21 protein-coding genes and 2 pseudogenes are annotated in these 24,193 nt (G+C 48.9%); 6 read left to right on the plus strand and 17 right to left on the minus strand.

Annotation, left to right across the window (positions count from 1 at the left end; all coding sequences use genetic code 11):
• Positions 1-9 precede the first annotated feature (9 nt).
• Genes CGC65_RS23390 through CGC65_RS23405 form a run of 4 tightly spaced genes read right to left on the minus strand, consistent with a single transcriptional unit; the run spans position 10 to position 4,065 of the window.
• Positions 10-1,488 (minus strand): FGGY-family carbohydrate kinase, encoded by a 1,479-nt coding sequence (locus CGC65_RS23390; RefSeq protein ID WP_002568751.1) that lies wholly within the window; start codon positions 1,486-1,488, stop codon positions 10-12.
• Positions 1,489-2,424, minus strand: a complete 936-nt coding sequence (locus CGC65_RS23395) for a transketolase family protein (RefSeq protein WP_002568752.1) — start codon at positions 2,422-2,424, stop codon at positions 1,489-1,491.
• A complete protein-coding gene (locus tag CGC65_RS23400) occupies positions 2,421-3,239 on the minus strand; it encodes a transketolase (protein WP_002568753.1) in 819 nt (272 codons plus the stop codon). Before CGC65_RS23400 ends, CGC65_RS23395 begins: the two co-directional genes overlap by 4 nt.
• A gap of 46 nt (positions 3,240-3,285) precedes the next feature.
• Positions 3,286-4,065 (minus strand): SDR family oxidoreductase, encoded by a 780-nt coding sequence (locus CGC65_RS23405; RefSeq protein ID WP_002568754.1) that lies wholly within the window; start codon positions 4,063-4,065, stop codon positions 3,286-3,288.
• Positions 4,066-4,371: 306 nt separating this feature from the next.
• On the opposite strand from CGC65_RS23405, the gene CGC65_RS23410 reads away from it, so the two are divergent.
• Positions 4,372-5,412, plus strand: coding sequence for a LacI family DNA-binding transcriptional regulator (locus CGC65_RS23410; RefSeq protein WP_002568755.1), 1,041 nt, complete (start codon positions 4,372-4,374; stop codon positions 5,410-5,412).
• On the opposite strand, the gene CGC65_RS23415 is transcribed toward CGC65_RS23410, so the two are convergent.
• Positions 5,375-5,716 carry a hypothetical protein gene (locus CGC65_RS23415; RefSeq protein ID WP_002568756.1) on the minus strand — a complete coding sequence of 114 codons (342 nt, stop codon included), beginning with the start codon at positions 5,714-5,716 and terminating at the stop codon, positions 5,375-5,377. The genes CGC65_RS23410 and CGC65_RS23415 overlap by 38 nt on opposite strands.
• A 43-nt stretch (positions 5,717-5,759) precedes the next feature.
• Positions 5,760-5,924, minus strand: coding sequence for a hypothetical protein (locus CGC65_RS23420; protein ID WP_227126642.1), 165 nt, complete (start codon positions 5,922-5,924; stop codon positions 5,760-5,762).
• Between the two features lie 68 nt (positions 5,925-5,992).
• Here CGC65_RS23420 and CGC65_RS32590 point away from each other — a divergent pair, with 68 nt between their 5' ends.
• Positions 5,993-6,298 carry a transposase gene (locus CGC65_RS32590; protein WP_007036328.1) on the plus strand — a complete coding sequence of 102 codons (306 nt, stop codon included), beginning with the start codon at positions 5,993-5,995 and terminating at the stop codon, positions 6,296-6,298.
• A 115-nt stretch (positions 6,299-6,413) separates the two neighbouring features.
• Here CGC65_RS32590 and CGC65_RS23430 read toward each other — a convergent pair whose 3' ends face one another.
• The 5 genes and pseudogenes from CGC65_RS23430 to CGC65_RS23450 form a co-directional block, all read right to left on the minus strand.
• Complete coding sequence (locus CGC65_RS23430) at positions 6,414-6,980, minus strand: GNAT family N-acetyltransferase (RefSeq protein ID WP_002568758.1); 567 nt, start codon at positions 6,978-6,980, stop codon at positions 6,414-6,416.
• A gap of 521 nt (positions 6,981-7,501) precedes the next feature.
• A pseudogene (locus tag CGC65_RS23435) lies at positions 7,502-8,026 on the minus strand (response regulator); the annotation flags it as partial.
• A gap of 52 nt (positions 8,027-8,078) precedes the next feature.
• Positions 8,079-10,229, minus strand: a complete 2,151-nt coding sequence (locus CGC65_RS23440; protein ID WP_002568760.1) for an EAL domain-containing protein — start codon at positions 10,227-10,229, stop codon at positions 8,079-8,081.
• Positions 10,230-10,306: 77 nt separating this feature from the next.
• Positions 10,307-13,519 carry a PAS domain-containing hybrid sensor histidine kinase/response regulator gene (locus CGC65_RS23445; protein ID WP_002568761.1) on the minus strand — a complete coding sequence of 1,071 codons (3,213 nt, stop codon included), beginning with the start codon at positions 13,517-13,519 and terminating at the stop codon, positions 10,307-10,309.
• Positions 13,520-13,523: 4 nt separating this feature from the next.
• A complete protein-coding gene (locus CGC65_RS23450; protein ID WP_002568762.1) occupies positions 13,524-13,886 on the minus strand; it encodes an Hpt domain-containing protein in 363 nt (120 codons plus the stop codon).
• Between the two features lie 213 nt (positions 13,887-14,099).
• Here CGC65_RS23450 and CGC65_RS31405 point away from each other — a divergent pair, with 213 nt between their 5' ends.
• Together CGC65_RS31405 and CGC65_RS23455 are read left to right on the plus strand one after the other, a co-directional pair.
• Positions 14,100-14,240, plus strand: a complete 141-nt coding sequence (locus tag CGC65_RS31405) for an HTH domain-containing protein (protein ID WP_007036330.1) — start codon at positions 14,100-14,102, stop codon at positions 14,238-14,240.
• 26 nt (positions 14,241-14,266) lie between these two features.
• Positions 14,267-15,685, plus strand: coding sequence for a GntR family transcriptional regulator (locus tag CGC65_RS23455; RefSeq protein ID WP_002568763.1), 1,419 nt, complete (start codon positions 14,267-14,269; stop codon positions 15,683-15,685).
• A gap of 181 nt (positions 15,686-15,866) precedes the next feature.
• On the opposite strand, the gene CGC65_RS23460 is transcribed toward CGC65_RS23455, so the two are convergent.
• The 5 genes from CGC65_RS23460 to CGC65_RS23480 form a co-directional block, all read right to left on the minus strand.
• Positions 15,867-17,648, minus strand: a complete 1,782-nt coding sequence (locus CGC65_RS23460; protein WP_002568764.1) for a cache domain-containing sensor histidine kinase — start codon at positions 17,646-17,648, stop codon at positions 15,867-15,869.
• On the minus strand, positions 17,638-18,411 hold the full coding sequence (locus tag CGC65_RS23465; protein ID WP_002568765.1) for a response regulator transcription factor: 774 nt from the start codon (positions 18,409-18,411) through the stop codon (positions 17,638-17,640). Before CGC65_RS23465 ends, CGC65_RS23460 begins: the two co-directional genes overlap by 11 nt.
• 156 nt (positions 18,412-18,567) lie before the next feature.
• On the minus strand, positions 18,568-19,764 hold the full coding sequence (gene msrA, locus CGC65_RS23470) for a peptide-methionine (S)-S-oxide reductase MsrA (RefSeq protein ID WP_002568766.1): 1,197 nt from the start codon (positions 19,762-19,764) through the stop codon (positions 18,568-18,570).
• A gap of 35 nt (positions 19,765-19,799) precedes the next feature.
• Positions 19,800-20,381, minus strand: coding sequence for a redoxin family protein (locus tag CGC65_RS23475; RefSeq protein WP_002568767.1), 582 nt, complete (start codon positions 20,379-20,381; stop codon positions 19,800-19,802).
• 22 nt (positions 20,382-20,403) lie between these two features.
• The gene (locus CGC65_RS23480) at positions 20,404-21,102 is read right to left on the minus strand and encodes a cytochrome c biogenesis CcdA family protein (protein WP_002568768.1); all 699 of its coding nucleotides are present in this window, start codon (positions 21,100-21,102) and stop codon (positions 20,404-20,406) included.
• Positions 21,103-21,361: 259 nt separating this feature from the next.
• Between CGC65_RS23480 and CGC65_RS23485 the strand changes: the two are divergent.
• Positions 21,362-21,740, plus strand: a pseudogene (locus CGC65_RS23485) (transposase); the annotation flags it as partial.
• Positions 21,741-21,821: 81 nt separating this feature from the next.
• A complete protein-coding gene (locus CGC65_RS23490; RefSeq protein WP_096039148.1) occupies positions 21,822-23,063 on the plus strand; it encodes an IS256 family transposase in 1,242 nt (413 codons plus the stop codon).
• Positions 23,064-23,730: 667 nt separating this feature from the next.
• Here the strand turns inward: CGC65_RS23490 and CGC65_RS23495 are convergent.
• A complete protein-coding gene (locus CGC65_RS23495) occupies positions 23,731-24,018 on the minus strand; it encodes a hypothetical protein (RefSeq protein ID WP_002568771.1) in 288 nt (95 codons plus the stop codon).
• Positions 24,019-24,193: the final 175 nt, after the last annotated feature.

Raw genomic sequence — 24,193 nt, forward strand, 5'->3', positions numbered from 1 at the left:
CTACTCCCCCTACTGGACGGTCGCGCCGCATACAAGCCGGATAGCCTCATTCCAATTCCCGATTTTTTCCTTCCGTTCTTCTTCCGCCATTTGCGGACTGTATAGGGTTCTGCCTTCCTCTGAAAACAGTTCGGATTGATTCAGGATACCAGCCCCTATACCGGCCATGTAGGCAGCACCCATCGCAGATAATTCCTCAATCCCAGCTACTGCTACATCTAATTTTGAAAGATCGCTTTGAAGCTGCATCAGATAGGAATTTCTCGTAGGCCCTCCGTCTACCCGGAGTTCCTTTATGCAGATACTGCTGTCCTTCTCCATCGCTTCCAACACTGCCTGGATCTGCAGGGCAATGCTTTCCAAGGCTGCCCTGACAATCTCATTTTTTCCTGTTGTGCGAGTCATCCCATAAATCACGGCTTTCGCCGTGTCACTCCAATAGGGCGCCGATAAGCCGGAAAAGGCCGGAATCAATACGGTCTTGTCCACAGGGTTGGCAGCCTTTGCAAACGCTTCGCTTTCAGCCGGAGAGCTGATTAGATGAAGCTCATCTTTCAGCCAGGTCATCACCGCGCCTGTATAGTTGATATTCCCTTCCAGCACATAATTCACCTGGCCGTCTAGCCCCCACGCAAGGGAAGTCACCAGGCCGTGGCTGCTGGACACACACTCCATCCCCGTATTCATCATGATGGAGGAGCCGGTTCCATAAGTAGTCTTAATCATGCCTGCGCTGTGACAGCCCTGACCGAATAAAGCCGCATGGGAATCCCCGGCCGCGCTGTGAATCGGAATCTCATGGTCAAAGTATCCGTCTAAATCCGTCATCCCGAATAAACTGTTACTGTCACATACCTGGGCCAGGGATTTTGCCGAAACCCCGAAAAGCTCGTATAACTCCTCATCCCAGGACAGGGTATGGATATTGAACAACTGAGTTCTTGAGGCATTGGAATAATCCGTCTTAAATGCCTTTCCCCGTGTCATCCTGTAAATCAGCCAGCTGTCTATGGTGCCCAGACACAGATCCTCCGGAGCCCTCTCTTTCGCTCCCTCTGTATTTGACAGCAGCCAGGCCATCTTGGCAGCCGGGAAAAATGGAGATAGCATGAGTCCTGTTTTATTTCTTATCAGATCCCCATAGGGGGCCAAGGCCTGAGATACCTCCTTGGCCCTGGAGCACTGCCATACAACCGCTCCATTTAAAGGAGTTCCGTCTCTGTCCCAGATTGCTGTGGTTTCCCTCTGGTTGCTGATTCCGATTACTTCAATCTCATTCTTTGAGATACCAGTCCGCTTCACCACGTCCTGTATCACCCTGCATGTGTTTTGGTATATTTCTTCTAAATCATGGGAAACCCAGCCCCGTTCATTCACAATCTGTCTGTGACTTTGATCCGCCCGGCTCCGTAATCTTCCCTTGTTATCTACAAGGATTGCTTTCGTTCCCTGTGTGCTCTGGTCTATCCCCAATATGTACCCCATCATTTACCCCTCTGTCAGTGTTTTTTTAACGGTTTCAGCAATTCCGGCTCCATCCATTCCGTAGTAGGCAAATAACTCCGTATTAGAGCCTGGTATCAGATGACCGTCAGGAAGGGCGATTTTCTTAACCTTAATCGGGTGTTTCTCCGCCGTCACGGCCGCTACCATACTGCCAAGTCCGCCATATACCGAATGTTCTTCCACCGTTATCAGGCATTTTACCCTACTGGCGTATTGTAAGACCGCTTCCTCGTCCAAAGGCTTTAAGCAGTACATATCCACGACTCCGACCCGGATACCGTCCTTTTCCAGAATCCTTGCAGCTTCCAGGGCATATGGCACCATCTCGCCGCAGGCAATGATCATGGCGTCCTCACCCTCTGACAGTACATGGGCCTTATCCAGTTCAAACTTCATCTGTTCCTCATATATATCTTCCGTGGCTGAACGGCTGACTCTGACATAAGCCGGCTTTTCATCCTGAAGCAACGCCTCAATCAGCTTACCCGTCTGGAACCGGTCGCTGGGCAGATAGACCCGCATATCCGGCAGTGCGCACATGGCGGCAATGTCCTGTAAAGAATGATGGCTCATTCCCAGGGCGCCATAGCTGATACCTCCGCTGATACCTACCAGGGTAACATTGGTATTGGAATATGCCACATCAATTTTCGCCTGTTCATAGCTTCTGGTCGATAAAAAACATGCTGGTGAAACAGCAAAAGCTTTCTTGCCGCAGGCCGCCAGCCCGGCAGATATGGATACCAGATTTTGTTCCGCTATGCCGACCTCCACGAACTGTTCCGGATAAGTTTTGGCAAAGGGCGTCATAGATGCGGAACCTCTGGAATCTGAACACAGTACAACAATGTCCCGGTCTGTTTTGGACGCTTCCAACAGTGTGTCGCATATTGCCTGTCTGTTCGTTATTTTATTCATTGCAATGCCTCCTTCAGTTCTTTTACCGCCTGTTCATACTGTTCCTCTGTCATCACTCCGTGGTGCCAGGAAATCTGGTTCTCCATAAAGGAAACACCCTTTCCCTTCACCGTACTGGCAATGACCGCCGTTGGCTTTCCCTTATAAGCCGCCGCCTGTTCATAGGCATTGACCAACTGGGCACAGTCATTTCCATCCAAAACCTCAATGACGTTCCAGCCAAAATCACGGAATTTGTCCGCCAAGCTGGCGCTGTCCATCACCTGGCCGGTGGTGCCGCTGATCTGAAGACGATTTAAGTCCACCGTGGCACAGAGATTGTCAAGCTTATAATGGCCTGCTGCCATCATGCCCTCGTAATTGGAACCCTCCGCCATCTCCCCATCTCCCAGCACCACATAAGTCCGGTAAGACTGATGGTTCATCCTGGCCGCCAGAGCCATACCAACGCCCACGGAAATCCCGTGGCCCAGGGAACCGGAATTCATCTCAACCCCGGGAACCTCCATGTTTGGGTGGCCGATAAACCGGCTCCCAAACTGGCTGAAGGTTTTGATTGTTTCTTCTTTATCGTAGAACCCTCTTTCTCCGAGGACACAATACAGCGCGTCTGCACAATGGCCTTTGCTCAAAAGAAAGCGGTCGCGGTCAGGATTCTCTCCCTTTTCCGGTGATACGTTCATTACCTTAAAATACAGGACAGTCAATATATCAGTTACACTTAAATCTCCTCCTACGTGCCCCGCCCTGGAATTATGTACCATCTCAATGATATCGCGGCGCAGTTCATAGGCTTTTCTTGTCAACGCATCCATCTTATATCCTCTCCTTCTATCAGCTCCTGATTATGGTTTCACAAATTTAATAGATTGTAAATCCACCATCCACAACAAGGTCCTCGCCAGTAATCATGTTAGACTCATTACAGGATAAGAACAGCACAGCCGCCGCAATCTCATCTGTCTCGGCAAAGCGGTGTGCCGGAATCTTCTCAATCATGTCGGTCTTAACCTTACCTTGCCATGCTTTTTCACCCATGTAGGTGTTCACTACGGTTGGAGCCACGCCGTTGACGTTGATACCATAATCCGCCCATTCCAATGCGCATACCTTAATCATGCCCACCACAGCCGCTTTGCTCATGGTATAACCCACATGCTTGTTAATTGCAATAAAATCAGCCTGGGAGGTAACACATACCATCTTTCCGCCCTTGCCCTGTTTAATCATCTGATTAGCAACCGCCTGGCATACCCGGAACACTCCAACCGCATTGATAGACATATGTTTTTCAATCGTAGCAATGGAGATATCCGATGCGCGGTAGAGATCCACGAATCCAGGCATGGCAGCGAGAATATTAATTTCTCCGAATGCCTCTAATACTGCCTTCATCATGGCGTCCACACTCTCCTGGCTGGTCACGTCACATTTTACGCCAATCACCTGTACTCCAAACTCCTCTGCAATCTTTGCTGCTACTTCCGGGCAGTTATCCTTACAGTCAACGATGGCTACCCTGGCTCCCTTTCTTGCATACATCTGGGCTGTGGCCTCTCCGATTCCACCTGCGCCTCCTACAACGATGGCTGCTTTTCCCGTTAAATCAAAATTTCCGTTTACCTTCTCATACTGAATCATCTTTACTACCTCCTAAATATTTTTTCTTTGTTTATCTATATTTAGATTCTACTTCTAAATATTTAGTTTGTAAATACTGAATATTTAACATTTTTAAAGTTATTTTTTTGTGCACGTTGACTAAACGCAGCGTTTGCGCCACACAAAACTAATTACTTTTATTGTATCCATCTCAAACCATCACAGTAAATTCATAAGTCAGAATAGTATTCAGTAATCGTTCACTAAATATTCTTATAAACGATTGACTTCTTCATTTAGTTCATCTATAATTTATAGTAGAAATTGATAAAGGAGATTCTATCTATGACTAATCGGGAAATCGCTCAGAAGCTTGGCATATCACCAGCCGCTCTGTCCCTAATTATCAACCATAAACCCGGCGTATCCGATTCAACCAGGGACAGGGTGCTCACAGAACTTCAGGAGATGGGCTGTGATAATTTAATAAAAAAAGCACCGGCTGTGCCAAGCAACAACCTGTGCTTCATTATTTATAAACGTCATGGGGAGGTTCTGGATCTTCATCCCTTTTTCCTCCTTTTAATGGAAAGCATAGAAACACGGGCCCGCTCCTACGGTTATAATATCCTTCTATGCAATCTTGATAAACGAAAATCCATGGAGCCCCAGCTCGCCCACTTAGAGGAACTGGACTGCCAGGGCGCCATCGTCTTTGCCACGGAAATGGAAGATGAAGACATGGAACTCCTTCAGGAGCTTCCAATTCCTATGGTTGCCCTGGACAATGACTTCTCCCGCCTTTCCTGCAACAGTGTTTCCATCAACAATCAGATGGGGACATTTCAAGCCGTGGAATACCTGGTGCGGATGGGACACCGGCGGATTGGCTATTTAAAAAGCCTGATCCGCATTAACAGTTTCAAGGAGCGCCAGAGCGGTTACGAGGATGCCCTTGCCCACTTTGGCCTTTCCTTCTCTGACGGCCATATCCTGGATGTCCATTATTCGGAAGAAGAAAGTTACCGGGATATCCGGCAGTTTTTTGACAGTCACCCCTCCTACGATATACCCGACGCATTTGTCTGTGACGATGACACCATGGCCAGCGGCGCCCTTCGCGCATTCTCGGAACATGGTTATAAAGTACCTGGGGATATCTCCATCATTGGTTTCAACGACCGGCCAAACTGTGAGGTCACTACGCCTCCGCTGACTTCCATCAATGTTTCTAAACAGGGCCTGGCAGGGGAGTCTGTGGACGAACTGATGCGAATGATTCAGAACCCGGACAAATCCACCCAGGAATTCCGCTCCAGGAAAATCCGCATTGGCACGAAACTCACGGTCAGAGAATCGGTGTCCCCTCCCTCAAAAAATGTATAATATCCAAAAGGAGCCTGTAATTTGACACCGCAGGGCTGTATCCATCACCGTATACTGCTGCAAGCTCGTTGCAATAACTGCAGGCTCTTTTTCTGAGATTTGTCATCCACACCGGATTCTTAACGACTTTTTTCTGGTTATTGATTTTACGATTGTAATTGCTGCCATACTTCTGGTACGGCCTCTTAGCCGGGTGCGTGGTGGGCAGGTTATCAAAATTCCCGTCAATGGTTTCCAGACTCTGGTTAATCAAGAGCTTATCGGCTTCCGCAAATGTCCGGTCTTTCTTTTCCCAGTTTTCCATCTTTCTCTTTTCCCTACCCGGTTCACTCCCTCCCTGGGTACATTTAAGCGCGGAACCGTCCCCGTTTTTCCCCGCCTGTTAAGGGTTTTCCGCAAATCTTACCCCGTTGGATTTCCCCCCTTACAGATGCCTTCATTTGTATACCTCCCGGTCCCAGACATTTCTCAATCACCAGCCGGCGGAGTCCCCCGGTCAGCTTCTCTGCCATAAGAGACGCCTCTGGCACACAGTCCATAAAGCAGCCCATCTGAAACTCAGAACCACTATTGTTTATATATGTGTCCACGCAAAATATACATTGAGTGTCCTAAGCTATCGCATCGTGAGATAGATAAGGGAAGTATACGGAGCAACGCCAGTGCTAATTATCCTGCTTTTTATCGAAACAAGCAGAAATATGAAACAGCTGAATATCTGTGTATGATGAGGCTTAGAAAAATTTGGTCAGAGGGTACTTTTGCGGTTTTAAAGCGAGAGCACAACCTGAAGACAATAAAAAAGAGAGGCATTCATAAAACAGGTGAAGAATGCCTGCTTTCTGCTGCGTCATTGAACCTAAAAAGGATGATAAAGGTGGCTTAAGGAGCCCATTTATCATCCTTTGATTTAAATTAAATATCAAAAAATCCGGAAAACATTTAAAAGAATTTATTTGTCAATAGGTCCTTTTATTCACACACTCGGATTTAAAGTCCTACTAATTCTTTTTCACTACAAAATATGAATCATACTTTGTTCCGTCATGCCCTACCAATTTTTCATCCGTAGGTTCAAACCCCAAAATATGTAACGCCTTGATACGTTCTGTCGCTAACGCAATCGCTTTTGTCGCAATTTTATTACAATGGAACAAGGTATATGTGGGTTCAATTATCAACGCTAGGATTTGTATAATCTCACTTTGAATTTCGTGGTCGCTCCGAATATCCAGTCTAAGCAAACCACAATTTGTGAAATAATCACCCCCTTCTCTGTGGAAAAGCTCTATCGTTCCGATTGCTTCATGTGCTGCTTTTGAAACGATTGTCCAACGTACAAATCCTTGTCTGCTGTACTCCCAAAGCCAATATTCAATTGCCTGTTCCATTCTATTTTCAGTTGTATAATGAAAATCGTCACCGCCACAATTATCACCATTAAAAAATGGTATAGCCTTTTCATCAGAATAAACTTTTAGTAAATCTACTTTATCCTCCAGCCGAACCAATCTTAAAGTGTAATCCTTATCTTCATAGATAGGACAATTTTTATAAACATCCTCCATACGAATTCCCCTCCATAGCTTCCGATTTGTCGAGTTCGCCTTTTCCGCCTAAGGCGAATATTCTTGTTTCCTATACCCTAAATTTTAATATCAAATCTGTCAAGTTGCTTCATCAATTTTTATATTGTGCCCTGAGTCCTTATGAAATCAGGGTGGGAATCGGGCGGGATTTTGGTTATATTATGATCTGTAAATATTTTACAACGCAAGCTGGTAAGAGCCGTCAAACGCCCTAATCATCAGCCTTTCCAGCCCCGTTGTCTTTACATGAACCCGATCGTACAAACTGAATCCGACACTATTTTTTATAGCCTACTGTTGTTCTTATATTTTATCATTCCGGGTACCTATTAGCAATATCAGCCACTAAGGCCTGTTAATTGCCTGTGCCAGCCGCAACAACGGGAACAGGGCGTTTGCGCTGTTGTGGGCGGTAAAGATATGGCTCCCACTATTTTCAATAATTTAATAGATTGCACGGTTTCCCATGGTTCACCTCAAAAAAATACTGCCTGCCAGTAAAAGTTCTCGATGTTGGAGCAGATGATATCGTACATCTTTCCGGGCGCAGCGTCCAGCTGGTCCCTGACGCAGCGGTAAAAGTATTCCTTGCTGAAGAGCCCGGTCAGCCGGTCGTATTGCAGCTCGTTGACCATGGCTGCGGTCTCCCTCAGGTTGATGATATTCGCAACCCGGTGCAGGATGATTTCCGGCCGGTAGGGCTTTGACACGAAGTCGGCAGCGCTATAGGACAGCGCCGCCACCTCGTCCGCCTCGCTGCTGCCCTGCGTTGTAACCACAACAGGAATCAGGGCAAGCTCTGCGTCCGCCTTGACACGGGACAAAAAAGCATATCCGTCCATGACCGGCATCACAATATCCAGTAGAATCAAGGAGAGTCCGGCTTTCTGCTCTTTCAGGAAAGCAAGACCTTCTTCGCCGTTTTCCGCTTCTAACACTTCGTAGACCGGGGAGAGGATGCTGCCCAGCACCTCCCGGTTTATCAGGTTGTCCTCCACAATCAAAATTTTTTTCTTTGCAGCCATTTTGCTTTCCTCAATCCACTTTTTGGTCTATTCCGCCGGAGCGTTCGTCTGGTTACTCTTCGTCCGGGGGATTGTTTCCGGTCAAAACAGGCGCGTCCAGCGCCTGCTCCTTTTTCAGCAGGTCCAAAAACGCCTCCACTTTCATCGGCTTTGCAAAGTAGTATCCCTGTCCGTATTCGCACTGATATTGACGCAGCAATTCCAGCTGCTCGATGGTTTCGATGCCTTCCGCGAGAGAACATGTCTTTGGCAGTTCCCTGCAAATTTGCATGGCGTTCTTCATCACTACCCGGCTTTTGATGTTGCTGCCCAATTCCTCCACCAGGGATTTGTCAAATTTGATCTCATTAAATTCCAACATGGTCAGGATGGACAGGTTGGAGTATTGAGAACCGAAATCGTCCAGTGAAATGGAAAAGCCCTCTCCCAGCAACAGACGCATCAGAGTGAGCAGCTGCCCCGCTTCCAGCTTGCTGATGCTTTCGGTGACCTCGATGGTAAGCTGCTGTGTCGGCACGTCATAGTCCCGGCAGATCTGGGCCAGCTGCTGCACAATATCGGAAGCCATCAGCGTCATCCGGGAAAAGTTGGAGGATATCCGGGTCTTGACCCCTTGCTTTGCCCACTCCCGAAGGTCTGAACAAACGGTTTGGAACACATGCAGATCCAAATGGCTGATGACACGCTCACGCTCATAATAAGGAATAAACTGATCCGGCGGAATGAGCCGGCCGGAGTCATCCCGTTTCCGAATCAGCGCCTCCGCCCCCATGATCCGCCCGGTTTTCAGGCTGATTTGCGGCTGATAGTAAATCACAAAACGGCGGTCGGCGATTTCCCGCAGGATCTCCGTAGCAATGCCGGTTCGGGTGTGCCCGCCGCCATGCAGAATGGTATGGTAATACCCCTGCTTTTGGGCATACATCAAATCGTCGGCACGCATGATCTCATTGTCGACCGAGATATCGCGGTCCTTCCAGGTACAGCCGATTGAAACCTCAAAATCCCGGCTTTCCTCGAAATCCCGGCGCAGGCTCTCCGCAAGAGCCTGGAAATCCTCCTGCTTTGTGTTCTCGCAAAGCACCACAAATTCATCGCCGCCCACACGGAAAGCGTTGCTTTCGGCCCGCGCGCGTAGAATGTCCGCCACGTTTTGAATCACCCGATCCCCGTACTCATGGCCGAAGTTGTCGTTGAGCTTCTTCATCCCATTGATGTCGATGTAGATGACACCCAGGGTATGTAACGTACTGCAGGACAGCTGGTTGAGTTTCTTGATATAGCAATTCCGGTTGCTCACGCCGGTAAGAAGGTCGGTATAGCTCGACCGTTCCAGTTCTTCGATCAGCCGGCGCCGTTCCATTTCGTCCAACACGAAGCCGCAGACGCTGCGCAGCAGGGATAAATCCTCCACATTCTCCGTGGGATTGTCCACGCCGAGAAAGCCGATGATTTTCCCCTGTTTCATCAGCGGCGCGGCCGAAAGGCTTTCGATTCCCTGGTCGTGCAGAATACGGTATTCGTTGGAATCTACCACCAACTCCCGGCCCAGCGATGTGATATAAAATTCCCCGTCGTGCTCAAACTTGTCGTTCCAATTCGCAATGTATTCCAAGGGGATTTCCTGCAAATTCTCGATTTCACGTGAGACCCCGGGGGCGCACCACTCAAACGTGTTATAGATGACGTTTTCTCCGTATTCAAAGATATACGCCCGGTCGGCTGCATAAAAACGGCCGATCAGCGCCAGAAACCGATTGACCGCCACCGTGACATCCGTCTCGCCGGACAGTGTCTGGATGCAGTCGACCAGCGCTTCCTCCACGCTCAGACGATTGGAAACCCGGTCAAATGTTTCTTTCTGTTCGGTAATATCCCGCGCGAATTCCAGCCGGCGGTTTTTCCCCTGGAAGGGAACCAGAATATCGGTGATATCCATCCATCTCTGCAGCTTTTCGTTATAATGCTCCCAACGGTAGGGGACGTCCAGCTTGAGCTTGTCATTTGTGCAGAATGGGCAGGGCGCGTTCCGGCCCTGAATCAGCTCATAACATTTTTTACCGTAGGCTTCCCGTGCGTTCAAGCCGCACAGAGAGGCCGCGGCCTGTGTCATATAGAGGATTTCATAAGTGTCCGGATCACTGGCGTAAGCAATCAGATGCTGCTGGTCGATGATCGTCTTCTCAAAAAATGATTCCTGCATGGTCTACCTCCTGGATTCATTACGCTCCGTTCATTCCCCAGGAGCTTTTTTGTTCTTTCTATGCAGAGTCTAATGGCTCACAGCCACGTTTCCAGCACCTGCCGCAGCTGGTCCGGTTCGACAGGCTTCGCCAGATGCCCATTCATGCCCGCATCTTTTGTCTTCTTGCGGTCGTCGTCAAAGGCGTTGGCCGTCATGGCAATAACCGGAACCGTTTTCACATCGTCACGGGGGAGCGCGCGGATTTGAATAGCCGCCGTACAGCCGTCCATCACCGGCATTTGCATATCCATGAAAATCAAATCGTAGGTGCCGGGCCGGGAGGCTTTTATCCTGTCCACCGCGGCTTGCCCGTTTTCCGCCACATCCACGTTTTCCGGCGGTATGCCGGATTCTACCAGCATTTCTATGGCGACCTCCTGGTTCAGCGCGTTGTCCTCCACCAGCAGGATCCGCTTACCTGCGTAGGAACAGCGGGCAGGCTTCCAGGTTTCTGGTTCTTCCATGCCAGCGGCCCCGATAAATTGCTTCAGCTTATACACGAGCCGTGACCGGAACAGCGGCTTGGTGATGAAGCCGTTGGCCCCCGCCTCCTTGGCGGCGTCCACCTGGTCTGAGAGGTCGTAGGCTGAAAGCATAATAATAGGGAGGCTGTTTCCGACCTTTTCCCGGATTTGCCGGGCAGTTTCCACACCGTCGAGCCCCGGCATCCGGTAGTCAAGAAGTACGGCGAAATAGTCCTGATACACCGCGTGCGCGGCTTCCACCTCGGAGATAGCCGTCTGGCCGTCACTGACGCTTTTCGCCGTCATCTGCAGTTCCTCCAGCCGTTCGCAGGTGTTGCGGCAGGCGATTTCGTCGTCGTCCACCACCAGGACACGCAGACCGGCCAGCACGCCGTCGTCGATTTTGACCTCCTGCACTCGAAGATAGACCGACACGGTGAACCGGCTGCCTTTTCCATAGGTGCTCTCAACCTCAATTGTACCGCCCATCAGTTCAGCAATTTTCTTGCAGATGGACATACCCAGCCCTGTTCCCTGCACCGCCTGGATTTTGGCGTCGTCCGCCCGTTCAAAGGGCTCGAATACCCGGGCGAGAAACTCCGGCTTCATGCCAATGCCGGTATCCGAGACTACAAACTCGTAATAAGCCATATCGGTCTGTTCCGAGGGCTTTTCGTTGATTTCCAGCGTGATACTCCCGCCCTCAGGCGTGTATTTCACGGCGTTGGACAGTAAATTGAGCAGCAGCTGTTGCAGGCGCTGCAAATCGCTGACGACCGTTTCGTGTGTGATTCTATTGGCATAGGTTTTGAACCTCAGGTTTTTCTCGCCCAGCTGCGGCTGTACCATGTTGACCACGCCCTGTACCAGCTCCGCCAGGTTGACTTCCTCCTCTGCCAGCAGCATCTGGCCGCTTTCGACCTTGGAGGTATCCAGCACCTCGTTGATCAGGCTGATCAGGAGGTCGTTGGAAAGCATGATTTTGTCGGTACTGTCCAAGACCCGTTCAGGGTCGTAGACATGAGACTTGATAATCCTGGCCATCCCCTGAATGGCGTTGAGCGGCGTTCTCAGATCGTGGCTCATCCTGGACAAGAAGTCCGACTTGGCCCGGTTCGCGTGTTTCGCCGCTTCCAGCGCGTCCTGCAGGGCCGTCTTCTGTTCGGTCAGCTTTTTCTGCATTACCCGCAGCTCGGTGACGTCGGTGACATCGATGAATACGGTCAGATAGACCGGGTCGTCGGCAATGGAATCAATGCAGGTGCTGTGGATGCTGAACCACCGCTCCCGGGTGTACCGATCCCTTAAGCATATCGTCCCATCAAAGGGTTTTCCCTGTCGGAAGCTTTCATGGCTGGCCTCAATCATCGTCCGGCTCTCCGGCTCCAGCACAGAATAGATATCGAAAGAATCCAGCTTGCCTGTATCCACATTGAATATATCCGTAATACGGTCGCTGGCGTCGGCCATGACAATTTTATCCGGAAGGATGCGGTGCTTGACGATAAATCCCGGGATGTTGTCGTAGGCGACGGCCTTTTCCTGCTGGATCTGCATCAGCTCCGTGACGTCCACCATGGTGGTATAGGCCATCTGCTTACCGTCCTGGTATTCGTCGGTGAAAAAGCCTGTCATCTTGACCCAACGGGTGGAGCCGTCGGGGATCCTCAGCGGGACAAAAAGCTCATAGCTCCTTTTTCCCGCTTCGGTTATTTCCTGAACCTTTTCATGGATTTTGTTCCAGCTGTTCTTGTTTTCCGCAAAATACTCGTCGCAGTGGTTGTGGAACAGCGTCTCATATTCCGTCTTGGAGTATCCAATCAAATCATAATAGAAGTCGTTGGCCCAGACCAATGTGAAATGCTTGTCCACCAGATGCAGGCTGACGCTGACTTCCATGGCCCGCATCAGCATTTCCTGTTCATTTTTCATCTGAACCAGCTCGGTCACGTCCATCATGACCGTGTAGGTGCTGCGGTAACCGTCGATATATTCGTCCGTAAAGTAGCTGAACAGCTTGACCCAGAAGCTGGAACCGTCCTCATGCTTCATACGGGTAATAATATCATATTGATCTTTGCCGTTTTCCAACACATCCGCAACCGTGGCCGTAAGCTGTTCCCATCCTTCGGGATTGTTTTGATAATACTCGTCGGGATGATTGTGGAACAGGGATTCATATTTTTCCTTCGGATAGCCGATCAGTTGATAGTAATACTCGTTGGCCCAGACACAAGTATAGTGTTCATCCACCATGTGCTTACTGACGCTGACCTTCAGGATGCTCATGAGCATTTCCTGTTCGTGGACCATCTGCTCCAGTGTCTGCTGTGTGTGTTCCTGCTCCAGCTGCGCTTCCATCATTTCGGTGACGTCGGTCAAAGTGGTGTAGGCCACTTGGTACCCGTCGACATACTCGTCCGTAAACGCTGCCTGCAGCTTGACCCAAAGGGAACAGCCGTCCGAAGTGACCAGCCGCACGCAGATGGAATTCCCCTTTTCTCCATTGGCGCGCGCGTCCCTGACTGACTTTTCAAGGGCTTGGTAGCCCTCCGGATTGTTATAGAAATATTCGTCCGGGCAGTTGTGGAACCGGGTTGCGAACTCCTCCTGCGAGTAACCGATCAGGCTATAAAAAAAGTCATTGGCCCAAATCAGCGTGAAATGACCGTCCAGCAGATGCTTGCTGATTCCGACACTCAGCAAGCCCACCAGGATACGGTATTCATAATCAGTTCCCGCCTGTTTTTCCCACTGTTTTACAGTCTCTTCGTTCTCCAGCATAGCATTATGCCTCCTCCAGTAACCGGATGATTTCGATAAATCCCGTATCGGCGTCCCGTATCTTTGCACAGGAGGCCACAGCTTCCACATATTGCTCCGCCCGCAGCAAGGCCACAGTATCCGAACGGGCGTTTGACAGAGGAATCAACCCCAGATTCCCGGCTACACCCTTGAGCGTGTGCGCCGCCGCCAGCAATGCCGCCCAGTCGTTTGCCTGCAGTGCGGGCTCGATTTGTTTATAGGTTTCATCTTGCGGGAACATCCGCAGGATCTTTTGATACAGGCTGATGTTCCCGGACAAGCGCCGCAGCGCTCCATCCGAATCCGCACCGGCTTCCTTGAGGGCTGTCATCCAGTTCGTTACCATCGTAGATTTCTCCTTTTTTACCTTGCTCATTACTTTATCAGTTTATTATAACAGAATGCAACAAAAAGTGCAATGTTGTATCAGTCTTGAGTTTTTGTCAAGTCTGGCTTTCTCCTCAAAGCCGTGCTATAATGAGATATCAAGAAAGGTGCGGAAACGTTCCTGTCCGTTCTACTGTTTCACCACTGCCTGTCAATAGAAAACATCGCATAAATGGCGGGCGTAGAGGAACGGGATATCGAGAACATATTTGCCTATCCGGACAAACAGGTCGGTGAAACCGTCAAATACAAGGTTGCCGTCACCGTTATGGGGCTGCGCTTCTTTTTAAAAGAATGCAGGCCTAAAGGATAGAGGGTCTATCAGAAGGAGGAGTTGCGGTGCAAAACAGCAGCATGACCGACATTATCTACGATTATTTTTATTCCCGCATCCTGTTCGGTTATTTTCTTCCGGGGGACCAGCTCCCCTCCATCAGCTATATCTGTCGTCAGTTTCAGGTGAGCGCCCTGATTGTACGGACCGCTTTCGCCAGACTGCGGGAGGAGGGCATGCTTGAAACCATTGAACGCAAAGGCAGCACCGTCACTTACCGGCCCGGCAAAGAGCAGGGGAGGCTGTACCGGGAATCCTTTCTTTCCCGCAGGGAGGGTATGGAGGACATCTGCCGGCATTCCGATATTATCTTCGGCTCCATGGCCCAAGTCTATATGCAAAAACAAACCGAGGATTCCATCCATCAAATCCGGACGCAGCTGAAAAAGAGGAAAGGTCATCCCGCCAAGCAAATCACCATGTTCTACGCCGAAGCGATGCAGCCACTGAACAACCCGTTGGCTATCAACCTGCACTGGGAGATTGTCCGCTACCTCCGGATTCCCTATTTCGAGGCTGCTAATTTCGGCGACACAGGAATTCAGGCGGAGGACCATATCGAACGGATGCTGACACTGATTGAGGCGGGAAACGCGGAAAAAGCGGTAGAAGTCATGCAGGCGTTCAACCGGGACGGGCCGCGGTTGTTCATCAAGGGCCTGCCGTTTATGATGAACGGGGAGCCGCCAGTGGAACAAATCCCATTCAAATGGCAGATTTACCGGGAGCATCCGCAGCTTTGCTATACGCTGGCTGCGGAACTGATGAGCAAAATCGACGCTCAGGCTTACAAGCAGGGGGAGTTTCTTCCCTCCTGCCAGGCGCTGGCGCAGGAATACGGCGTTTCTCTTATCACCATGCGGCGGACGCTGGAGCTTTTAAACAATATCTGTGTGACCGAAACGCTTAACGGCGTTGGAACCCGGGTGCTTTCTGGAAAGTCTGCTGGAATGCCCAAGCTTTTCCAGCCAATCCAGAAGATTCTTGTTTTGTATCTGCAGGCTCTGCAGATTGGAGCCCTGTCCTGCCATGACGTTGCCATACACACTCTGTCTTCGCTTGATGACGATGGCTATGACACGCTCGACCGGATAATTGGCCGGCATATAGAAGAACGCAGGGCATTCCTGCTGGCGGAAACCTGCCTGCGCTTTATCGGCGGGCACAGTCCCTCTGCTTTTGTTAAGGAGGTTTACCATCAGCTTTACCACCTGCTCCTGTGGGGACATGCCCTGCATTTCTTCTCTCAAAAGATGGACGCCAGCCAAACGCACGAGGCCTATGCCCACAAGCTGCGGGATGCGCTCAGCCGCCGGGATGCGGAGAGCTTTGCCTCCCAGTATGCCGAGCTGATGGGCCTGTTCCTCAAGGGGACGAAGCTTCTACTTTTGCAGCTTGGTTTTGAGGAGCAACAGTTGGTATAGGGCAGGATTTTCCGGCGGGTTATCAAACTTCAGAAGTTTGCCGGCAGGGCGGAAGAGTGATCCTTTTCCGCCTCACAACGGAAAACGCCGCCCCTTCTCTCCATTGGGCGGCGTTTTCTGTCATGTGATAGCTTTTATTATTTAATTTTTTGCCCGTGTGATGGGCTTTTTTGCAGTTTTCCTATTTTATATAACCCTCAGCATCCTCTGCACCAGATATGCAGACACCTGCACCCAGTATCTTTTTTCCAACAATGAGATAGACGGTACAGCCCTTCCCGGGGCTGGAATCAATCTGGAGGCCATAATCCGGACCATAATAAAGTTTAAGGCGTTCGTCCACATTTTTCAGGCCCACACTGCCTTTCCCTTTCCTCTTACCGGTCTGCGGCTCTTCAGGATCAAATCCCACCCCGTTATCCGCCACCGTGAATATGAGCCTTTCACCCATCTCCTTCACTGTCACTGTAACATAGCCGGGACCGTCCAATGGTTTGATGCCATGGTAAATACTGTTCTCCACAACCGGCTGAAGAATAATCTTTGGAACCGTATAATCCGACAGCTCATCTGCTTCGCCAATCTCATAGTTTAACTTATCTCCATACCGCTCCTTTTGGATATAGAGGTACTGCCGCATATGATCCAGTTCATCGGCCACGGAGACCAGTTCTCTCCCACCGTTTAAGGAGAGGCGGAAGAAAGCAGCCAGGGATTTTGTAAGGGCTATCACTCTTTCGCTGTCATTAAACTCAGCCATCCAGACAATCGTGTCCAGGGTATTGTAAAGGAAATGGGGATTAATCTGGCTGACCAGGACGTTTAATTCGGAATGGCGCAGCGTCTCTTCTTTCTCCTTAATCTCATCCATCAAAGCCCGGATACGGCGTATCATACGGTTATAATTTCCCGCCAGAAGTTCCACTTCATAAAAGCTGTTCCTGTGCACGGAAATCTCCGTGAGTTTTTCTATTTCACTCATCCCACGCTCTAAATCAGCCATGGGAGCGGCTAATCGCCGTGTAAAAAGAATTCCAATGAACAGCACGGCCAGAAAAAGCAGACCGCCGGTTAAAAGTAATGCCTCAAACAGCTGCTGCTCCAGCATTTTCAGATTATCCAGGGAAACCACGCCAACCATGGTCCAGCCGGCATTTTCAATGTTGGTCCGGTAAGTCAGTTGATTCTGCCTCTTATTATAAACGTCCTCTGCTTTCAGGATTTCCAAAAGCTGCCGCTTCTTTTCGGGATCAGAAAAGTAGCTGGTGTCTTTGTGATAAACCGGCTCCCCCTTATCGTTTAAAAGAAAAACATACCCTTCTTTTCCAAGATTTAATCTGCGCAAATGGTCCTCAATGACGCTGTACCTCATATCCATCAGGAGGACGCCAAGGTTTTCACCGGAGCTGTCCGTGATTTCCGTACTCACGGAGATTACCCAATTGTCCTTGTCGGCGGAAAAACTCTGCATTCTGGCGCCGGTGAGCACCGGCATGGTATTATGGATTGCATCCGTGTACCAACCTTCCTTCATCATATCTTCAGAGACCGACATATCCAGATTTTCCTCATTAGAAAGGATGCGCCCATCCTTGGACACCACCACGAGCGACTTGATGTAAGCATCATTACTAAGAATCGTCATAATCTGCCCCATCAGATCTGGCTCCGGAGCATCTTCCTTTCCGGAGAGATATTGCCGGAGCATGGGATCCGCCGCAAAGACATTGGACTCCCCTTTTATTCGGGCAATGTAGGTAGAAATATTGGCACCGCTCATCTCCAGCTGATCACGTGTCTTTAAAACCGTTTCATCCATCATCAGATTGGCCGCAAAAAAGTAGATAGCCCCGCTGAGCACCATCACAATCATCAGACCGGCAGCCAGATAAAACATGGATATCTGCACACCGAACCTGCGGAACCAGCTCTTAATGCTGATTTTTTTTGCTTTACCTGCCATGTCCCGCCCCCATTCTGAACTCTTTAGGCGTTTTCTGAAACTTACGACGGAAACAGACGCTGAAATAGTTGGGATCCTCAATTCCAACCGCCGCGGATATCTCATAGTTTTTCATCTCTGTGGACAGGAGGAGGATTTTTGCCCGTTCCAACCGGAGATCAAGCAGATAATCCCTGAAATTCTCTCCAAAAGTCTTTTTAAACAGCGTACTTAAATAGCTGAGACTGTAGCCCAGCTGCTCAGCCATCGCACCAAGGGAGAAGCCGGGATCGGCCAGATGCTGTTCCAGCACATCGGCCAACTGACCTTTTACCCCCGCATCGCTGTCACTGCCTGCAATCCGGGCCAACTGTCCAACCGCCTGGCGCACAGCGGCAAAACCTTCCGCATCCTTTTTCTTTTCAATCAGGCGGAAAAGCAGTTTCTGCACATCGTTACGGGAAAGGGGCTTTAACGCATAGTCATCCACACCAATCTTGATGGCGCGGATTGCGTAATCGAGATAGTCATAACCCGTAAGTATGGCTATTTTTACCGCAGGGTCCCGCTCCTTTGCCTGTCTGCAGAACTCAAGACCGTTCATTTTGGGCATATTGATATCGGCCAGAATGAGATCAACCTGGCTGGTTTCTATGATTTTCAAAGCACCTTCACCATTTTCCGCCTCAAAATATTCTCCTATTCCAAGACCGTCAAAGTCGATGAACGCCCGGATTCCACGGCGGAGAATGCTCTCGTCGTCCACAACCAGCAGGTTATACATACCGATTCCTCCTTCATGGCACGTTTATAACTGTTTTTAACAGCTGTTTTTTAAGTCTATTATACAACGCCGGGACCAACGGTACAAGACCGTCAGCCCCGGTGTCAAACATTTCAAAGTCTTTTTAATCGTGAATTCTAAGGTCATCGTACCGTATCAGTCGAAAATGGATTTTAAAAATCCATAGCCTTCCGCCTCCAAGTCCCCATATGGAATGAACCGGATTGAAGCGCTGTTGATACAATAGCGAAGCCCTCCTAACTCCCTGGGACCGTCGTCAAAGACGTGGCCTAAATGGGTATCCCCGGCCCGGCTGCGTACCTCAGTGCGCACCATGTTAAAGCTGGTGTCCTGGTTCTCCTTTACCACATCAGCTATAATGGGTTTGGAAAAGCTGGGCCATCCGCAGCCGGATTCAAACTTATCAACAGAACTGAACAGCGGCTCTCCGGTCACAACATCCACATAAAGTCCTTTTTCAAAAGTACTGCTATACTCGTTCGTATACGGACGCTCTGTATCTCCCATCTGTGTCACCCTGTACTGAATATCAGTGAGCGTTTCTTTCAGTTTGGCATCGCTCGGTACAGGATAATCCTCCACTTTTATGAGGCTGGCCACATCAGCCATATCAAGTCCGCTTTCCCTGATGAACTCGTCGGCGTCATTTAAATCGATGTGACAGTAGCCGCCCGGGTTTTTATCCAGGTAGTCCTGATGATAGTCCTCTGCCATATAGAAATTGCTCAGCGGCAGTACCTCTGTGGCGATGGGGGAACTGTATTTTTCCTCCTGTCTGGCCACGGCGGCTTTGGCGATTGCCTGGTCGGCTTCATCCACATAGTAGATGCCGGTACGGTACTGGCTTCCCCGGTCATTTCCCTGCCGATTTACGCTGGTGGGATCCACCACCTTGAAAAAGCCATCCAACAGCTGATCCGTTGAGATGCGGGAGGTATCATAAACCACCTTCACCGTCTCGGCGTGGCCGGTGTTGTTGTAGCACACCTCCTTGTAGGACGGATTTTCCGTGTTTCCGTTGGCATACCCCACATCGGTGCTGCTCACACCGGGGAGCTTCTTTACATAAGCTTCAATCCCCCAAAAGCATCCTCCCGCCAAATAAATCGTGTGTAAATCCTCCCCACTTATCATCATGTCCTCCTGTTCTGCTGTCAATTTTTTCTCCTTTCCGCTGTCCATCACGCTATCATCCATGGACAGACTTTCCGTTTCTCTTTTGGCGCCGGCCGCCATTCCTGCCTCGGCGGCAGAGGCGGAACACCCGGCCAATGTGAGGATGGCCGCAGCCAAAAGAAACACTCCTGCTGATCTTACTGAATTCTTCTTCATGATCTGCTCCTTTCGCGTCGATCCGCTGTTTTTAATCAGTTTATTGCCTCAAATGTACTCTTAATGGTTTCGTTATCAGCGTGGCCCGGAGCCAGGCTTATGAGAACACCGTCCGAACCGATATACTCGGAGGTAGGGAATCCCCGGACGCCTGCCCTGTTTGTATATACGCCATCGATATCCAGCAATACCGTGATGTTCTCCGTATGTTCGACGCCGGCAAACCAGGTTTTAAAGTCCTCATCGTTCTTCTCCCCTTTGCTGCCCGGAGCTACAATGGTCAGTACCTTAAACCCGTTGTCCTCTGCGGAAAGAGTGTTGATGTCTTCCAGCCCGCCCAGACAGATTGGACACCAGGAGGCCCAATACTTGATATAGACCTTCTCACCGGCAAAGTCAGACAGTTTTACCGTATTTCCATTTAAATCCATCATCTCAAAATCGGGCGCCGGATTACCCTTATTCATTTTTTTTGTATCCATGTTCCTATCCACCCCGCTGCCCATCTCTTCACTATTTACCATAGGAAATGCATTTCGCGGTTTCCTGGCGCCATACGCGGCAAATGCAAAAAACGCGAGGCACAGAACCGGTATGATGAAGTATTTTCGTTTCATAGTATCATCCGCCCTTTCTTCTTTAATTAATCAGCATTAATATCTTATCCAGATTATCGGTCATCAGGAGTATCCCCATCATGATAATGACAACTCCCCCTGCAGCTTTGATTTTGCCCAAGTGCTTATTGAGCTTTTTTATTCTCTGCAGCAGCACATCTGAAAAAAGTGCCAGTATCAGAAATGGAATCAGGAAGCCCAGGGAATAAACAGCCATCAGAAAACCGCCATAGAACGGCCGGCTGCTTGTGGCCGAAAGTCCCAGGATTGCACCCAGCACAGGACCGATACAGGGTGTCCAGCCAAAGCTGAATGTCAGTCCCAGAAGGAACACACCAAAGTAATCGCTTCGATGAGAACGCTTTAAATTCACTTTTTTCTCATAGGAGAGCCATTTGATATGAATCAGTCCCGTCTGATGAAGCCCCAGAACAATCACAATCAATCCTATCGCAGTCATAAAAAAACTGCTTCCTATGATGGATCCCAATGCCCCGGCCCCGAAACCGAGAATGATAAAACAGGTGGAAATACCTGCTACAAACAGGCAGCTCTTAAACAATGTCCGTATCCTTCTCTGAAAAATATCCTCCTGTGCCGCCCCGCTGCCCGCGGAAAAAACGGAAATATATACAGGAAGCAGCGGGACGATACAGGGAGAAAAGAATGACAGCAGTCCCGCCGTCAGCACCGTACCCAGATAAAGTGTTTGTGCAGCCATATACAATCCTCTCCTTTCGTTCATTTTCTTTTCCTTGTATGCTTATTCTAATCCTTTGGCGCCAGGTTTGTAATAGGTTCATTTATGGTGTTTCTTTGATTTTTTGTGTTAAATAAAACATGGAATACAGTTCAAAAGTTTTATTGTAGACGACTTGGTTTTTGCCGGATCATCCGCTTCGATTGATTGATAAAGCAACTGATTGGAGTTTCATCTACGGTCTGGTGCGGAATCAATACTCTCTGGATGCAGGACGGCCAACTGTAATATTTGTCCGAATAACGAAGTGTTGGAATACAGAGCAACATACCGTGAGGAGTATCGGGAGTACAAAAGCTGTGGGCATGTGTGTGAAAGCTGCCCTTATCTTTCCCAATACAGGGAGCCGCGACCATGTAAAAACGGTGACGCGCCACATCTGGGTACCATACATGGAGATGTGCGAAGATATTCGTCATTCCACAGGAATGAACGAACTATATGCGCTGCGGATAAACCATAGAGAGATTGTTTGGAACAGCAAAAGAGAATCATGGCTTCCGGTATACGCAGATGATAGGGAAGGCCCGGAAGGAGATGAAGCAGGGCTGATGTTTGCGTGCATGAATCTGAAGAAGCTGGCAAAATGGTTAAAAAAGGAGTCTGTGAAAGTTTTTCTGTAATTAAAGATTTATAAGGTCTTCTATGATAAAATAAAAATCATAGGAGGCCTTTTTATTATGGCAAGAGAAAAGAAATCTGTACACAAAGTGCAAATGACGGATGGAAAGCGAAACATCATCCGGCAGCTTCTTGAGGAGTATGAGATTGAATCTGCCCAGGACATTCAGGATGCCCTCAAAGATCTACTGGGCGGTACCATCAAAGAGATGATGGAATCCGAGATGGACGAGCATCTTGGCTATCGCAAGTCAGAACGTTCCGATTGCGATGACTATCGCAATGGCTATAAAACCAAACAGGTGAATAGCAGCTATGGAAGCATGAAAGTCGAAGTCCCACAGGACCGTAACTCCACCTTTGAACCACAGGTGGTAAAGAAACGCCAGAAAGATATCTCTGATATCGATCACAAGATCATATCCATGTACGCTAAAGGGATGACAACACGGCAGATCTCGGAAACACTGGAGGATATCTACGGCTTCGAGGCCTCCGAAGGCTTCATTTCGGATGTGACGGATAAGCTTCTGCCCCAGATTGAAGACTGGCAGAACCGCCCCCTTTCCGATGTCTATCCGGTGCTTTATATCGATGCAATCCACTATTCTGTACGGGATAACGGCGTGATCCGTAAGCTGGCGGCCTATGTTGTACTGGGGATTAATTCAGATGGTTTAAAAGAGGTTCTGACCATCGAGGTTGGCGAAAATGAGAGTGCCAAGTACTGGCTTTCCGTTCTGAACGGTTTAAAAAACCGTGGAGTAAAAGACATCCTGCTCCTCTGTGCCGATGGACTGACAGGGATAAAGGAAGCGATAGCCGCTGCCTTTCCAAAGACGGAATACCAGAGGTGCATTGTCCATCAGGTGCGGAATACGTTAAAATACGTATCAGACAAGGACCGTAAGCTCTTTGCGGCAGATCTCAAAACGATTTACCAGGCGCCAACAGAAGAGAAGGCATTAGAAGCCTTGGAGCGGGGCACAAAAAAATGGTCAGAAAAGTACCCGAATTCCATGAAAAGCTGGCACCAGAACTGGGACGCGATCATCCCCATCTTTAAGTTTTCAACGACTGTACGCAAGGTTATATATACCACGAACGCAATCGAAAGCCTGAACGCCACATACCGGAAGCTGAATCGTCAGAGGAGCGTGTTTCCAAGCGATACAGCCCTTTTAAAAGCGCTGTACTTGTCAACATTTGAAGCAACAAAGAAGTGGACGATGCCAATCCGCAACTGGGGCCAGGTATATGGGGAACTGAGCCTCATGTATGAGGGCCGACTGCCGATGTAAGAGAATCCAGGACCGTTCAAACCAGACGGGAATCCGCCTGGTCTTGACATATGCAGTATTGTGCGGTATATATAAACCAAGGGCTGAACGCTCATAGAGAAGCTTTCAGCCCTGCCATTATCATAGAAGAGCTGCTTTTACAGAGATTTCTTCACACACTCTAAAAAAGCAAAAAAATAGCCGTCAAAACGATGGATAGCTGACACCATCCGCATATTCCCTATTGTATGGATGATATAATTCTTAACCAAATTAATCCAAGATACTATGTGCTTCATCATTTGAGGGACATCATTACCTACATGCTTAAAGTATCAATTCCCTGCGTCGTAGACGTCATAGCCTCGTCCAGCCTCTCTGCCTCCCGGACAAAGACATGCAAAATATCAAACGCTTCCGGAACATCTGCAAGTGTACAAACACTTACACAGTAATTAATCCATGGAAATCTTTTCGTCATCCGATACACGATGGTCATTACATCAGGTTCTGACATCGGCATAAGGGTATAATACATTATACAGAAGGGGACTGGCGTAATGCATACCATGATGTCAGGAACTTTTTTAAGAAAAATGGCTTGGAACATATCCAGGGCTCAGGATATTTTCAATGCGTTTGTATCCAAGTCAAAATTTATCCCTTTCTTTTGCCCACTATTCATATACTAATTCCTCAGAAACCCTGTAAGCAGGTTTTCTTTTGCTGAACCATTATACCATGTACACTCCTTTAAATTCTCTGCAAGCTCTGGTGTTTGCTTCAGTGCAAAAATTGCGGCCCAAAAACGTCCGTAATCCTCCTCCCTCCCTTTATCTTCATAGACCCGGACCAGCGCTCTGTCCACGCAGTTTAAATCCTCAGACTCAAATATTTCGTCCACTTTATCATAAAGCTGTTCCAGGATATCCTGTTCCAGCCTATCTGTATCAAAGCTCAACTTAACTTTGAACATCTTTATGTCCTCCCTTCCTGATACTGTCAATTCCATTTATCATTTACAAAAACCTTATTGTTTTTAATTCTTCTTTATAGCCTACGGTTGTTCTTATATTTTATGATTCCGGGTACCCATTAGCAATATTAACCTCCAGGGCCTGTCAAACACCTGTCAAACGATTTCCATTTTA

Origin of the sequence: Enterocloster bolteae (assembly GCF_002234575.2) — a bacterium.
Classification (GTDB): Bacteria; Bacillota; Clostridia; order Lachnospirales; family Lachnospiraceae; genus Enterocloster; species Enterocloster bolteae.